The sequence below is a fragment of the Bacillus sp. SRI_025 genome (assembly GCF_057592095.1).
In genome coordinates this window covers 19,365-31,233 of the sequence record NZ_JBYEGB010000001.1, presented here as the reverse complement: position 1 = coordinate 31,233, position 11,869 = coordinate 19,365, and the positions used below count along the sequence as shown (strand labels likewise).

Here is an 11,869-nt window from a genome sequence, read left to right as displayed (position 1 = left end):
CGGGTGGTGTGACAGGATGGACATCTTAAAACATTCCTACCGAAAAAAAGGTCAGATTGAATTTTGGTTTGATGATTTTCCTCATTCTCCTGCCGTCCTTACGCCCATTCGTCATTACTATTTTGTTCGATATGTGAAGTGGAGCAGGCACGATCCACCGGTCACAAGAAAAGATTTAGAAGAAATGGAGATCCTTGCGAACACGATGCTTGGCACACTCCAAAATTATCGTAAACGCAAGGCATACAAAAGCCCCTTGTCATAACCAATAGACAAGAGGCTTTTTTTAGCTGCCAAACATTTGCCTGAGATAAATCACATCCATCCGAGTAGTCTGAGGTAATAAATAAGCGGATTGAACTGCACCTGGCCGTCTTCGCTTATTCAGTTTGTCGATAATTTCTGCCGCTGTTAAAATTCCAAGCCCATGACCGTAATATTGATCTTCTCCTAAGTAAATCACATTTTCCCCGCGCCATTGCGACTGCTGATAGCTAAACTCTGGATTTTCGAAATATAAACAATCTCCATAGATAAAATCATTTCCGCGCTCTGTATAAATTGACAATGTATCATAGTGCCAGTCATACAGTGTTAAACTGCGAAGTCTTCGGTTAAACTTCTCCTCGCCTACTGTTTGCAAGACCCCCATATAAAACACAATGACAATCGCCGTTGCGCATTCAAATGCATATTTTGAACCATTTTCAAAAATGTCTTTAATGCCTCTAGATGGCTCCACTTGATAGCGCAGCTCTAGTGCTCCTGCTTCCGATACACGCCAAAACGCATCATTTGCACGCGATCTTTGAAAGATGGCAAATGAGGCACCGCTTTTATTTAAATCTCTTGCAGCATTCATAATGTTCGATCTTAAAGTGACCTCAAATAACAAATCAGATGCTTGCCTATAGCGGAACGTACCATTCGAGGCCTGTAACTGCATCAAAATGATCCGCTTTTGTCCTTCTAGCTGAAACGATGCCAGCTGCTCATTAGTCACTGGCTGTCCTGAAAGGATAATCATATGAAAAGCGCCCCCTTTAGTATTAGCGTATGCAGGGTGCTTGGGCAAGGAATCAATTTGTGAAAATAAACAAAAAGTCATCCTTTTTATTTGAAAAACATGAAAATAATATCAAGCCGTCCGATATATAAAATAACGTTTAAAAGGAGGAAAAACATGAAAAGTGTCATAAAATGGTTGAAAAAACCATCGATTTCTAAAAGATTGATTATTTCATTCACACTTGTTCTCGTCTTGCCCATTATTACACTCAGTACGATTTCATATCAGATTGCCAAAGAAGAACTAGATCATGAAATCATGTACGGAGCAAATGCAAGAGTCAATGAACTGAATGACATGATCGAGCAAAAGCTTTCGAATAAGGAAAATGCGGTGAAACTTTTTACTGAAACATCTACTGCTGCAGACTTTAAAAAGAAAAATCAGGACGAACTGTATGAGCATCTTGAGATATACAGCAAAATCAATGAAGAAGATGTGGTTGGTTTTTATGCAGCAAGTAAAAATCGTGATTTCATTCAGTTTCCTAAAGTAGACATGCCAAAAGGCTATGATCCAACAACACGCGATTGGTATCAGCAAGCAATGCAGAATGAAAAAGGAGAGCCAGTTGTCACCAATCCATACATTTCTGCTACAACAAACGGCATGGTAGTCACGATTGCCCAGCGCCTGAAGGACGGGTCGGGAGCGATCGGAATTGACATTGATGTGCAAGACATTGTAGATAAAATAAAAGATATTAAAATTGGACGAGAAGGATATCCAATTATTGCAAATAAAAATAAACAAATTGTAGCCCATCCAGAAGAAAAATCAGGATCTAAGGTCACAGAAAATATTTCATCTATCCTTTACAGCGGCAAAGAAGGAACATCAACTTATGAGAATAAAGGAGAACAAAAACGTATCGTTTTTGTAACAAATGATTTAACAGGTTGGAAAATTGCTGGAACGATGTTTGTATCAGAAACAGAAGAAGCAGCACAGCCAGTTTGGAATTCTGCCATTATTCTTTTAATTTCTTCATTTATCCTTGGTGGTGTCGCTATCTTCTTCATCGTTCGCTCGATCACAATTGGACTGAGAAGGCTTGTTGATTTCTCAGAAAAAGTGAGTGAAGGGGATTTAACAGAAACCCTCGAAACGAAATCGAAGGATGAAATAGGAGATCTCACAAGAAGTTTCAGCAAGATGAGTGAATCTCTTCGTGACGTCATTCGCGCTGTACAGCAATCTGTCGACAATGTGGCTTCGGCTTCAGAGGAGCTGACGGCAAGTGCCAGTCAAACGAGTCAAGCAACAGAGCATATCACGATGTCGATTGAACAATTTTCAAATGGAAATGAAGCACAAAACGAGAAAGTAGAATCTAGTACGAATCAGCTTGTGGCAATGAACGAAGGATTACAAGATATGTCACAAACCTCATCTGAAGTAGCTGCTGTCTCACTTCAATCAACAGAGGCGGCTGGTCAAGGCGGGCGAATTGTTGAAAGCACAGCGAGCCAAATGAAACATATTGATACATCCGTACAAGAAGCAGAACAGGTCATGAAAGAATTAGAATACAAGTCTAAAGATATTACGAGTATTTTAAATGTCATTAACGGCATTGCGGATCAAACAAACTTACTTGCGCTTAATGCAGCAATCGAAGCAGCAAGAGCAGGTGAATCAGGACGCGGCTTCTCCGTCGTTGCCGAAGAAGTGCGAAAACTAGCTGTCCAATCCGCAGATTCAGCGAAAGAAATTGAGAAGCTTATCCAAGAAATTGTGTTAGAAATTGCTAAATCTCAAGATATGTTCAAAGCAGTCAATCGAGAAGTAAACGCAGGGCTCGGTATGACAGAAGAAGCTAAAGAAAGCTTCCAGCACATTTATGAGGCGGCAGAAGGAATGTCGAAAAAACTGTCACAATTAAACGATACAGCCATTGACCTATCGAGCGGTTCAAAGCTTGTTTCACAAGCGATGCAGGAAATGCGCCAAGTCTCAAGAGAAAGCGCAGCAAACATTCAGGACATTGCGGCTTCAGCAGAAGAGCAGCTAGCATCTATGGAAGAAATCACGTCTTCTTCTGTAACACTTGCTAACATGGCAGAGGAGCTAAAAGAGCTCACAAGTCAATTTAAAATTAATTAAATAATGATGAAAAAATATCCAGAATTGTCTGGGTATTTTTTTTATTTTTAAACGTCATTTCCAGTCTCTAAAAATACACCTTTCATCCGATATTAACTTTAGAGAAGTAAAGGGGGAAAGTTAAAATGGGAAAAATGATCCAATGGTTCAAAAAACCATCCATTTCAAAAAAATTAATCATTGCCTTCTTGGTAGTTCTTATCCTGCCAACCGTGGCACTGACAATTAGTGCGTTTTTTACATCAAAGACAGAGCTAGACAAACAGATTATGGGCAGTGCGATGAGTCAGGTCAATGCATTTGATACCTTAATCAATGAGAATATTGGAAACAAATCAGATGCTGTGACACTGTTCTCAGATTCACTCAAAGCGTCTAATCTTCAAGAAAAAAATAGAAATGCAACCATTAAAGAATTACAGCAATTTGGAAAAATTAATGAAAAAGATGTTTCTGCGATCTATGCAGGCTCTGAAAAGGGATTGTTTATGCAATACCCAGTCCAAAAGATGCCGGATGGCTACGATCCAAGAGAACGTCCTTGGTATCAAGAGGCATTGAAAGCAGAAAACGGCAAACAAGTCATCACAAAACCATATGTAGCAGCATCCACAGGCAAAATGGTGATCACAATTGCCCAAAAAACGAAAGATGGTTCAGGTGTCATTGGTCTTGATATGGAAATTGACAGCCTGCTCCAAAAACTAAAAGAAATCAAAATTGGGCAAAAAGGCTATGCTTTCATGATGGAGAAAGATCAAACGGTTTTAGCAGATCCAACCCAAAAGTCAGGAAGTCAGGTCAATGAAAATCTGGCCAGTATTATTTATAAAAACAAAGAAGGAAGCGGCAGCTATACCCTCAAAGGAACAGATAAAAAGGTTGCATATGTCACCAATGAATTAACCGGCTGGAAAATTGGTGGAACGATGCTCGTATCTGAAGTAGAAGAAGCGGCAAAGCCCGTTTTCAATACTGCCATTATCGTATTCAGTGTCACACTCATTGTAGCAGGAACCCTTATTTTCTTTATCGTCCGCTCTATTTCAAAAAGATTATCCAATCTTGCCCGTTTCTCGAAAAAAGTCAGCGATGGTGATTTGCGCGATAAGCTTCAGATCCAGTCAGATGACGAAATTGGACAAGTTGGTAAAGGCTTTAATACGATGATTGATTCATTGAGATCCCTCATTGGAGCCGTTCAAACTTCAGTCGAAAATGTCGCATCTTCATCAGAAGAACTGACTGCCAGTGCAGGACAGACAAGTAAAGCAACTGAGCATATTACACTAGCCATTGAACAATTCTCCAGCGGAAATGAAAGCCAAAATGATAAAGTCGAATTGAGCTCAGTCGAGTTAGAGGAAATGAACCGTGGTCTTCAAAATATGAATGAATCAGCTGAGTCTATTACGGCTTCATCGATCAAATCAACAGATATCGCAGGAGAAGGCGGACAGCTTGTTGAAAAAACGGCCTCTCAAATGAATGTTATTGATCAGTCCGTGAAAAAAGCAGAGAACGTCATCAGGGCGCTTGAAAATAAATCTAAAAACATTACCCAAATTCTCGGTGTCATCAATGGAATTGCCGATCAAACGAATTTACTTGCACTAAATGCAGCAATTGAGGCAGCAAGAGCTGGTGAATCTGGCAGAGGATTCTCCGTTGTAGCAGAAGAAGTAAGAAAACTTGCGGTTCAATCTGCTAACTCGGCAAAAGAAATTGAGAATTTGATCAATGAAATCGTGCAAGACATCGACGTATCCCAGGAAGTATTCACTGCGGTGAATCGAGAAGTTCAATCAGGCCTAAGCTTCACTGAACAAACGAAAGTAAGCTTCCACAATATTTTCGACATGACAAAAGAAATTTCTAACCAGCTTCAAACAATGAATCAAACCGTTGTCCAGCTTTCAAAAGGCTCTGCACATGTGTCAGAGGCTGTTCGTGAGATCGCAGACGTATCACGTGAAAGCTCAGCAAATATTCAAGACATTGCTGCTTCAGCAGAAGAACAACTGGCATCAATGGAAGAAATCAGCTCATCCTCTGCCACACTCTCTTCGATGGCAGAAGAATTACGCGATTTAATTAGCAAGTTTAAAGTTGAATAGACATGAAGAAAAGAGCCTCCAACTAGAGGCTCTTTTTATTTATTGAATAAAAAGAAATAGGTAATTGTACTTATTTTTTGGTTTTTTTGAACATTATTCCTTGAAAAATAATTCATATTACCTAAGAATAGAAGAGAAAGACCACAAATCATAAATCAAAAGGAGTAGAGTTATGAAAAAAATCAACTTTTTTAAGCACTTTACGATGTCGAAGAAATTAATTACTGCATTTTTAGCGATTCTCCTAGTGCCAATTCTCGTATTGGCCGCATTTTCTTATGAAGTGGCATCAAAGTCTCTCAATGATGAGATTATGTCTAGCGCTGCAAATGGTGTTCAACAATTAAATGAACTCATTAATAAAGATATACAGCCTAAAATTGACATTGTTTCATACTTATCCAAATCGGTCAAAAAGAGTGAATTGGCTGCTAAAAACAAAGATTTACTCAAAGTGAAATTAGAGCAATTATCGGAAACAGATGACGATGTAGTAGAAGTATTTGTTGCAGATCAAAATGGTAAACTAACTGAATATTCCGAGATACACAAAGATAATGCAAAGAGCGCAAAAAATGAACCATGGTTTCAGCAATCGATGGGAGATAAGAAACTCATTATTTCAGATCCTTTTACAAGTAAGTCATCTGATGACCTGCTCATCACAATATCAGAACAATTAGCAGATGGATCTGGTGTGATCGGGGTAAATGTACGATTAAATACGGTTATAAAAGATACAAACAGCATCAAAATTGGCCAAGAAGGCTATGCGTTTATCGCCACCTCAGATCAGCGTTATGTTGCCCATAAAACCGATAAGGCTGGGACAAAGCTGACTGGTGACTTTATCTCGAAATTGTATGATAAAAAACAAGGCAGCTTTGAATATGAATACAATGGCCAGCCGAAGCAAATGTTTTTTGACACAAATGAAGCAACAGGCTGGAAGCTTGCTGGAACGATGTATGTGAATGAAGTAAAAAAAGCCGCTCAGCCAGTGCTCGACTTAACAATGATCATCCTTGCGGCTGCGATTGTCATTGGCGGAATCGCGGTTTATTTTATTATTAAATCGATTCGAAAGCCACTGATAGAGCTCTCTGAATCGGCTGAGAAAATCAGTCAAGGTGATTTGACCCAGCATATTGAAGTTCGTACGCACGATGAAATAGGTAAACTTGCGCAAAGCTTTAACGACATGTCAGCAAAGCTGAAACAAGTCATTCAAGCTGTTCAAAATTCGATTGAAAATGTGGCTGCTTCGTCTGAAGAATTAACGGCAAGTGCAGGACAGACAGCTCAAGCGACCGAGCATATCACATCCTCTATTGAACAGTTCTCAAACAGCACTGAACATCAAAATGATATGATCGAAAAAAGCTCAGTTCAGTTAAACGAAATGGATCGCAGCCTATCGCATATGGTCGACACGACCTCTCATATGATGGAATCGTCGATCGAATCGAGCAAAACCGCTCAGGCTGGAGGAGAACTCGTTCAAAAAACAGCAGGTCAAATGCAAACCATTGAGCAGGCAGTAAAAGAAGCAGAGCTTGTCATTGCAGGTTTAGAGCAGAAATCAAAGGATATTACAAATATTCTGGGGGTCATCAACGGTATTGCGGATCAAACGAATCTCCTTGCTTTAAATGCTGCGATCGAAGCTGCACGAGCAGGTGAAGCTGGCAGAGGCTTCTCTGTTGTCGCAGAAGAAGTCCGCAAGCTGGCAGAGCAGTCAGGAAGCTCTTCAAAAGAAATTGAAAGTCTGACGAACGAAATTGTGGAGGAAATAGAAAAATCGCAGAAAATGTTTAAACAAGTAGCAGGGGAAGTACAGTCAGGATTAAACATTACAGATGAAACAAAAGTGAGCTTTGAGAAAATCACTGATAAAACATCAGAAATGACAGAACAAATGAAACAAATGAACGGATCAGCCAAAGAGCTATCACATGGCTCAAATGATATTTCTCATGCGGTGAATCAAATCAAAGAGCTCTCAAGAGAAAGCTCAGCAGGCTTCCAAGATATCGCAGCTTCAGCAGAAGAGCAGCTTGCATCTATGGAAGAGATCAGTTCTTCCTCTGCCACTTTATCTCAGATGGCAGAAGAACTAAGAGAGCTCATTAAACAATTTAAAATGTAAGAGAGTAGCGAAACACCTGACGCCAAAACGTCAGGTGTTTTTCCATTCAATGCATATAAATTGGGTAATTTGGACTTATTTAGACTTTAATAAGTTAAAAAAGTAAAGAACCTAGTAGTACTTCCGATATATATACTATCTTACTAAAAGGAGTTTTCTTTTTTATGAAATTCATACAGTATTTCAGAAAGCCATCTATATCAAAAAAGCTCGTATTCTCTTTCTTATTTATTCTTTTATGCCCAATCATCGTATTGGCATTCTCTTCATATCATACGGCAAGCACCTCCTTAAATGATCAAATTATGCAAAGCGCAAAGGAAAATGTAGAGCAGCTAGATAAAAATATTACCAAGGTTGTAAAAGTGAAAACAGACGCAGCCGATTTCTTTAGCAAATGGATCACGGAGAAAAAGCTCAAGCAAAAAGGCACGACCGATATTCAAGGACGCTTTGAGCAGTTCATGAGTATGAATGATGATACAGAAGGTATTTTTGTCGCTTCAAGTGACGGCAAAGTGTTTTCAAGATATCCTAATCAAAAAATGCCTGCCGATTATGTCGCAACTGAGCGGGATTGGTATAAAGACGGCTGGGCGAAAAACGGCGAGCTGTCTATATCAGCTCCATATGCAACGGCATCAACCGGTACGCTGGTGGTGACGATTTCTAAAAAACTAGAGGATGGATCAGGCGTCATCGCGATGAACCTAGACATTGCGAATCTAGTAAAAGAGTCCAATAGCATTAACATTGGGAAACAAGGCTATGCCTTTATTGGAAGTCCGGATCGCACATATGTGGCACATCCAAAGAAAAAAGCAGGAACGAAATTATCTGGTGAATGGTTAGAAAAAATGTACTCACAAGATAACGGATCTATGAGTTATATGTTTGAAGGGAAAGAAAAGCAAATGGAGTTCACGACAAACAAGGCGACTGGCTGGAAGATTGTCGGGACGATGTTTGTCAGTGAAGTAGAAGAAGCTGCACAGCCAGTTTTTAATATGGCCGCCATCATTTTAGCCGGCGCGCTTATCATTGGCGGGATTCTGATCTTCTTTATCATCCGTTCCATTACAAAACCACTTTCCACTCTTGTCTCTTCTTCGAAGAAGATCAGTCAGGGAGATTTGACAGAAAAAATTGATGTCCGCTCAAAAGATGAAATTGGACAGCTTGGCACAAGCTTTAATGAAATGAGTGAGTCTCTAAGAGATGTCATTCAAGCTGTACAAACATCTGTTGAGAATGTCGCTTCATCATCTGAAGAACTGACGGCAAGTGCAGGTCAAACAACAAAAGCAACCGAACATATTACATCGTCTATTGAAACATTCTCAAACGGCAATGAAAATCAAAGCGAAATGGTGGAGCAAAGCGCAGTTCATTTAAAACAAATGAATGAAGGACTGAACGAAGTTGCCGAAACGTCTGATGTCATCACAGCTTCATCTGTTCAATCAAAAACTGTCGCAGAAACAGGCGGCCAGCTTGTGGAGCAAACTGTCGGCCAAATGAAGACGATTGACCATTCAGTGAAAGAAGCTGAAGGCGTGATTAACGGACTAGAGCATAAATCAAAAGATATCACAAACATCCTAGGCGTGATTAACGGCATAGCGGATCAAACGAATTTACTTGCACTAAATGCCGCTATTGAAGCAGCACGCGCAGGCGAGTCAGGCAGAGGCTTCTCTGTTGTTGCGGAAGAAGTGCGTAAACTAGCGGTTCAATCATCAGATTCAGCAAAAGAGATTGAAAAGCTTGTGAATGAAATCGTCTCTGAAATTGAAACATCTCAAAATATGTTCAAAGCAGTGAATGAAGAAGTAAAGAACGGTCTTACTATTACAGATCAAACGAAAGAAAGCTTCTCACAAATAAATGAGCAAACAGCGGAAATTGCAGCAAGAATGAATGAAATGAATACAACAGTGCGCGAGCTGTCGAAAGGTTCTGAGCAAATTTCTAAAGCAGTGAATGAAATTGCAGATGTATCAAGAGAGAGTTCAGCAAGCATCCAAGATATCGCAGCTTCAGCAGAAGAACAGCTTGCTTCGATGGAGGAGATTAGTTCTTCATCCACGACTCTTTCCCAAATGGCGGAAGAATTACGCGATTTAATTAAAAAATTCAAGATCAGCGAATAAGGTCAAGTGGTTCTCCTCGAGGGGAACCGCTTTTCTTTTTAAGAGGACATCTCGTACAATAGAGGAAATCGAAAGAAGAGGAGAGATAGAATGCGTTTATCAGATAAGAAGGTCATTGCGTTTGTCAGTGATGATTTTGAAGATTTAGAGCTGTGGTATCCAGTTCTGCGTTTAAGAGAAGAAGGGGCGACTGTCCATCTTGTAGGTGAAAAAGCAAATCATGAGTACATCGGGAAGTATGGTGTGCCGGCAGTATCTGATGCAGATTTTTATTCCATTCAAGCTGATGATTATGATGCTGTGCTTGTCCCTGGCGGATGGGCGCCTGATAAACTGCGCCGCTATCCAGAAGTATTAGACATCGTCCGTACATTTGATGCGAAGGCAAAACCAATCGGGCAGATTTGCCATGCCGGCTGGGTGCTGATTTCAGCAGGAATCCTGAAAGGCAGACAAGTGACAAGTACACCTGGTATTAAAGATGATATGACAAATGCCGGTGCGGACTGGTTTGATGAGGCGGTCGTCACAGATGGCCACCTCATCTCCAGCAGACGTCCGCCGGACCTTCCGCCGTATGTAAAAGCATTTGCGGATGTGTTAGCGGCAAAATAAGCGACTGACACGAAACTTAAAAAACAAAGGGCGAACCAAAAAATAATTCGCCCTTTGTTCATCATTTTATGCCCTATACATTTTGTCTGTCGGCAGGATACATCACGCCCATTTGTCTTCTTGCTTCGTCCATGACGGACATGGTTTGAACAGATAACGCAAATGTATTGACCGGGGACTGCCCCATTCCCTGCTGAATACACTCAATAAAATGATTGATTTCATAAGACATAGCTGGCTGATCATCTTTGAGCGAGATGTCAGTTTGATGTCCGTCACGGTCATGTATCGTGATTCGTGAAGGCCGGTGGAATTGATCAATCACCATCGAGGCATCCTCGCCTTGAATTTCAGCCGATAAATGAGACGTTGAAATTTTAGAATGAAAAAGAAGTGCTTGATGCCCGTCATACCGTAAAAGGACTGCCCCATTCCCATCCACACCAGAAGAAAGCTTATAGCCTCTCGCGGTGATTTGATTCGGCAGACCAAATAAGGATATGACTGGGTAAACGAGGTACACCCCGATATCCATTAACGAACCATTGGATAACTCCGGCTTAAAGGCATTTGGAAGCTCGCCGTTTCGATAGGCATCGTATCTTGAGGAATATTTACAGTAATGCGCGACCACTTGCCTGATAGGTCCAAGCTGATCAAGATGCTGTTTGATTTGCAGAAAGTTTGGCAGAAATGTCGTTTTCATCGCTTCCATTAAACACACTTGATGTTTTTTCGCTGCGGCAATCATTTCTTCCACTTCTTTTCGATGAGAGGCGAATGGTTTTTCGCATAAAACATGCTTTTGATGCTCCATCATTAACATGGCTTGCTCTTTATGAAGGGCATTTGGACTCGCAATATACACGGCATCGAACGTATCACTTTCCGCCATTTGTTGTAAGTTCGTAAAAACCGTCTCAATCCCGTATTTTTCGGCAAAGGCCTGTCCTTTTTCAGCGGACCGTGAATAGACGGCTGTACATGTAAAGTCAGCGATTCCTTCACCAGCTTGTAAGAACCGATCTGTAATCCAGTTCGTTCCGATGACAGCAAATCGAATCATGTGATTCCCTCCTTCTGCTTTCCTCTGATTATACATGCTTTGAAAGCGTTTGTATGAAAGAATATTCTTTTTATTGAAAAGCGGATGAAACCTTTATATAGGCTGATGCGTCTTACATAAAGGATATAAATGTACGAAAAGTGGGTAGTTTCTTCCTTCTTCGGGTAATACTCAGGATAGAAGGGAGAGGAGGAAACATGAAGCGCGTCCTGCATATAGGAAGTACATACACCTTTGCGCTTTTATTCATAGTTGCTGGTATTTTTCATGTAATAGAGCCGGGCGGCTTTGCTCGCATGATGCCAGGCTGGCCATTTCCATATGTAATGGTCTATGTGACTGCATGTCTTGAATGGCTGCTGGCCGTGCTGCTGCTTTTGCCGAATTCCAGGCTTGCAGCGGCAAAATTCATTGCTGTCTATCTTGTACTCATTTTCCCGGCAAACTTATTTGCTGCACGTGAGGGAATACCATTTCCAGGTCAAGAAAATACAGAACAAGCTTTGCTATGGATAAGACTTATTGGACAGCCGATTCTCATTGTATGGGCGATGTCTATTGCAAAATGGGAAAAAAGCTGAAACAATGATCACC

9 protein-coding genes and 4 pseudogenes are annotated in these 11,869 nt (G+C 40.6%); 11 read left to right on the top strand and 2 right to left on the bottom strand.

The window, feature by feature from the left end:
* Window positions 1–16 precede the first annotated feature (16 nt).
* Window positions 17–265: a hypothetical protein gene (locus AC20OE_RS00205; protein ID WP_058838062.1), complete on the top strand. Its 249-nt coding sequence runs from the start codon at window positions 17–19 to the stop codon at window positions 263–265.
* 21 nt (window positions 266–286) lie between these two features.
* Here AC20OE_RS00205 and AC20OE_RS00200 read toward each other — a convergent pair whose 3' ends face one another.
* A complete protein-coding gene (locus tag AC20OE_RS00200; RefSeq protein WP_039181052.1) occupies window positions 287–1,027 on the bottom strand; it encodes a protein-glutamine gamma-glutamyltransferase in 741 nt (246 codons plus the stop codon).
* A 99-nt stretch (window positions 1,028–1,126) separates the two neighbouring features.
* Here AC20OE_RS00200 and AC20OE_RS00195 point away from each other — a divergent pair.
* The 9 genes and pseudogenes from AC20OE_RS00195 to AC20OE_RS00155 all read left to right on the top strand — a co-directional run.
* Window positions 1,127–2,233, top strand: a pseudogene (locus AC20OE_RS00195) (cache domain-containing protein); the annotation flags it as partial.
* Entirely contained in the window at window positions 2,225–3,175 is a 951-nt protein-coding gene (locus AC20OE_RS00190) for a methyl-accepting chemotaxis protein (RefSeq protein ID WP_369880190.1), read from the top strand. The pseudogene AC20OE_RS00195 and the gene AC20OE_RS00190, both read left to right, overlap by 9 nt.
* 125 nt (window positions 3,176–3,300) lie before the next feature.
* A pseudogene (locus AC20OE_RS00185) lies at window positions 3,301–4,347 on the top strand (HAMP domain-containing protein); the annotation flags it as partial.
* The gene (locus AC20OE_RS00180; RefSeq protein ID WP_369880188.1) at window positions 4,342–5,292 is read left to right on the top strand and encodes a methyl-accepting chemotaxis protein; all 951 of its coding nucleotides are present in this window, start codon (window positions 4,342–4,344) and stop codon (window positions 5,290–5,292) included. The pseudogene AC20OE_RS00185 and the gene AC20OE_RS00180, both read left to right, overlap by 6 nt.
* A gap of 172 nt (window positions 5,293–5,464) precedes the next feature.
* Window positions 5,465–6,502 (top strand): annotated as a pseudogene (locus AC20OE_RS00175) (HAMP domain-containing protein); the annotation flags it as partial.
* Complete coding sequence (locus AC20OE_RS00170; protein ID WP_369880186.1) at window positions 6,494–7,441, top strand: methyl-accepting chemotaxis protein; 948 nt, start codon at window positions 6,494–6,496, stop codon at window positions 7,439–7,441. The pseudogene AC20OE_RS00175 and the gene AC20OE_RS00170, both read left to right, overlap by 9 nt.
* Before the next feature lie 164 nt (window positions 7,442–7,605).
* Window positions 7,606–8,649 (top strand): annotated as a pseudogene (locus AC20OE_RS00165) (HAMP domain-containing protein); the annotation flags it as partial.
* Window positions 8,641–9,594: a methyl-accepting chemotaxis protein gene (locus AC20OE_RS00160; RefSeq protein ID WP_371412190.1), complete on the top strand. Its 954-nt coding sequence runs from the start codon at window positions 8,641–8,643 to the stop codon at window positions 9,592–9,594. The pseudogene AC20OE_RS00165 and the gene AC20OE_RS00160, both read left to right, overlap by 9 nt.
* A 90-nt stretch (window positions 9,595–9,684) precedes the next feature.
* Entirely contained in the window at window positions 9,685–10,209 is a 525-nt protein-coding gene (locus tag AC20OE_RS00155) for a type 1 glutamine amidotransferase domain-containing protein (RefSeq protein WP_024423278.1), read from the top strand.
* A 73-nt stretch (window positions 10,210–10,282) separates the two neighbouring features.
* Here AC20OE_RS00155 and AC20OE_RS00150 read toward each other — a convergent pair whose 3' ends face one another.
* A complete protein-coding gene (locus AC20OE_RS00150) occupies window positions 10,283–11,275 on the bottom strand; it encodes a Gfo/Idh/MocA family protein (RefSeq protein ID WP_487267964.1) in 993 nt (330 codons plus the stop codon).
* A gap of 197 nt (window positions 11,276–11,472) precedes the next feature.
* On the opposite strand from AC20OE_RS00150, the gene AC20OE_RS00145 reads away from it, so the two are divergent.
* Entirely contained in the window at window positions 11,473–11,856 is a 384-nt protein-coding gene (locus AC20OE_RS00145; RefSeq protein ID WP_487267962.1) for a DoxX family protein, read from the top strand.
* Window positions 11,857–11,869: the final 13 nt, after the last annotated feature.